This window comes from Sphingomonas sp. (assembly GCF_035758555.1).
In the GTDB taxonomy this organism is placed as follows: Bacteria; Pseudomonadota; Alphaproteobacteria; order Sphingomonadales; family Sphingomonadaceae; genus Sphingomonas_B.
In genome coordinates this window covers 1-2,973 of record NZ_DASTXI010000122.1, presented here as the reverse complement: position 1 = coordinate 2,973, position 2,973 = coordinate 1, and the positions used below count along the sequence as shown (strand labels likewise).

The 2,973-nt window shown below is 67.7% G+C and carries 3 protein-coding genes; 1 reads left to right on the top strand and 2 read right to left on the bottom strand.

What is annotated here, in order from left to right; genetic code table 11:
- Positions 1 to 523, top strand: a 523-nt coding sequence (locus VFT73_RS07590; RefSeq protein ID WP_326409636.1) for an N-acetylmuramoyl-L-alanine amidase, incomplete at its 5' end; no start/stop codon positions are given.
- Positions 524 to 547: 24 nt separating this feature from the next.
- Here VFT73_RS07590 and VFT73_RS07585 read toward each other — a convergent pair.
- Entirely contained in the window at positions 548 to 2,518 is a 1,971-nt protein-coding gene (locus tag VFT73_RS07585; RefSeq protein ID WP_326409635.1) for a S9 family peptidase, read from the bottom strand.
- The coding region (locus tag VFT73_RS07580; RefSeq protein ID WP_326409634.1) for a hypothetical protein at positions 2,515 to 2,973 on the bottom strand (459 nt) is incomplete at its 5' end. The genes VFT73_RS07585 and VFT73_RS07580, both read right to left, overlap by 4 nt.

Genomic DNA, 2,973 nt, shown 5'->3' with positions numbered 1-2,973 from the left:
GGACGGCTCGATTTATCGCTTGGTCGACGAAGCGAAGCGCGCCTGGCATGCCGGAAAGTCGCGCTGGCGCGGCGTCGGTGACGTCAATTCAGCGAGTGTCGGGATCGAGATTGTCAATCCCGGTCACGAGTTCGGCTATCGGGAATTCCCCGACGAGCAGATGGCGTCCGTGATCCCGCTCGTCTCGGACATCAAGGAACGACACGGCATCGGCCGCGGCAATGTCGTCGGCCCTTCGGACGTCGCCCCGACGCGCAAGGAAGACCCGGGCGAGCTGTTCCCCTGGGCCGCGCTCGCCAAGCGCCGCCTGGCGCTGCCGAGCCCGACGCGCGAGCTGATCGATCCTTATTGGACGGACGCCGGCTTCCTGCTCGCGCTCGAGCGGTTCGGCTATGACGTGACCGATGCTCAAAAGGCCGTGATCGCGTTCCAGCGCCGCTTCCGCCCGGACCTGATCGACGGCATCATCGACGGTGAATGCCGCGCCAAATTGCTCGCCTTGTTGCTGCCGAGGCCGCAGTGAGGTGGCCAGCGTCCGCCACCTTCCTCAAAGCACGCGCATGTTCGATTCCATCCAACGCTTCACCGCCAACGACGGCGGTGCAGCGGCCGGGCCGCCCCACACCCGCGCGAACATATCCTCGACCAGGTAAAGCGCGGCCTTGCCGGCCAGTTCGTCCTTGTTGCTGTGGTGAAGCTTCGTGCCGACCACGATCCGCGCCGGCGCGTGGTGCGCCTTCAACTCGGCAGCATAATCGATCACGGACCGAATCGGGACTCGCTCGTCGCGCCCGGCGGCAATCAGCAAGAGCGGCGTTCGCATCCGTGCCACGCGGGCGCGTGGCGACTGGTCATGCAGCCGTTTCGCCACCGCCGGGTCAGAAAGGTTCATGCCCATGACGCGCTGCACCGCTCCGAACGGCACGCCGTCAGCTTCGCCGAGGTCGGTGCGATCGGCTGCCCAGCGCATGATCCAGCTGAAGTCGGTCGGCGGCACGATTGCGACACCCGCCGAGTAGAGGTTCGACCCGTTCGACAGCGCCTCGAGCGTCGAATAGCCGCCGAAAGAGGCGCCGACGATCGCCGACCGCCGCCGATCGCCGATGCCGCGGGCGAGCAGCCACCGGGTGCCGTCCTCGATATCGCGCTGGACTCGCCCGTCGCCATAATCACCGTTCGCCGCAAACACGTAGGCGCGGCCGAAACCGGTCGAACCGCGGAATTGCGGCTGGAAGACGATCATCCCGCGGTTCGTCAGCAGCTGGACGAGCGAGCTATAGCCGACTTCGTCATGAGCCCACGGGCCGCCGTGAACCACCGTCACCAGCGGCGCGCTGCGAAGGTCCCGGCCCGGGGGGACCGAAAGCAAGCCGTGCACCGCAAAGCCGTCCGACGCGGGAAAGGTGAAAGTCATCGTCCGCGCAAGCTTCGCGGGAGAAATGCGCAGAGGCTGATCGTCGAGCACGAGCCGCCTGTGGCCTGTGCGGGGATCGAACAGGTACCAGCGACGCCCCTGCATCATGCTGTCTTCCTGCTCGACCAGCCAGACTTTGCTCGATGTTTCGACGGTGAGAATTCCCGGCAGGCGCAAGCGGGCGAGACCGGAACGGGCGGCGGGGTCGAGGCCAACCAGCATCGGTCCGGTGCTGAGAAATTGGGCGAGAACCGGCGTTCCGGTGCGCCGGTCGAACACCACCTGCTTAACGTCCGCGGATCGGTGCGGATCGTCCTGCACGCGGGTCACCCGGCCCGAAAGGTCCAGGCGGACGAGAGCGCGCCGATCGCCGCCGAGATCGCTCGCCATCCACACCGCGTTTCCGTCCCCGGTGACGCCGAGCAAGTCGCAGCGCCGGAGCTGCGCACATTGCGCGACTGGATGCAGCAGCCCTGCGGCATTGCGGGCCAGGATCAGGTGCCGCTCGCCGTCGGTCAGCTTGAGGAAGGCAGCGCGGTCGTTCCGGCCGATTGCGGCATCGACGATCTGGTGTCGGCTGAACGCGAGCAGCGTGCGCCGCGCGCCCGGCGCGATGCGCCACAATTGCCAACGGCCGTGGTCCCGGTCGACGACGATCGCCGCCGGAGACCATGGATCGGGACCGAGGAACTGCGCCTTCGACTTGCCGCCGAGCTCGGCCAGCAGACCCGATCCGGGTTCGTCTGCGACAGAAATCGAGCGGACGGCGCTTTCGTCGGAAAGGAACAGCCAACGCGAGTCCCCGCTCCAACTGAGCGAGGACTTGCCCGCGCGGGGCAGGATACGACGCGCACCGGCGCCGGGCGCGGTCGGCTGTATCCAGAGGCTCCTCTCATCGCCGGCAATCCAGGTAAAGGCGAGCAAGCGGCCGTCCGGCGACAGGCTGGCGGTGCCGATCACGGGGTTTTCAGCGAGGCTCTCGCGTTCGATTCGCGGCGGCATCGGCCGGGCACGTTCGACAGCCAACGCCCTGGTGAACGGATCTGCACCCGCCGCCGTCGCTGCTATCAGAAGGCCGGTGCAGAACAGCCGGAGCGCGCTCATGTGCGCCGCCGTGGCCGGATCAGCCAGAAGGCGATCAGCATTGGCAAGCCAAGGAGCAGAGTCGCCAGCGTCCAGGAGGCGCCTTCGGCACGGTCGAGCCGCCGCCGCCGGGACAAAGCGGCCGCCGCCATCGCGGAGAGGAGCGATAGCAAGCCCGCGGCAAGCCACACGCCTCGCGGCACGCGGATCGGCGCGTGCTTCCATGCGGGCATGTCATCGGTCCCGACCGTTTCCAGCGTCGTGCGCGCGACATTGAGGCCGGGCGAGATCCAGAAGCGGGCGAAGCGCGACGCCGCGGGGAAGTCTTCCGCGATGGGCCGGCTGGCGACCGTGCGCGAACGGCCGTCCCCGTCGAGCACGATCATCCGCTGCCACGCATTCGTCGGCCCAAACGCCGTGTCGCGCCCGTAGGTAAAGGAGAGGAGGTAACCGTCGAGAAGTTCGATGACGTGGAG

Coding starts and splice junctions, on each gene's coding strand:
- VFT73_RS07585 (WP_326409635.1), bottom strand. CDS start 2,518: ATGAGCGCGCTCCGGCTGTTCTGCACCGGCCTTCTGATAGCAGCGACG.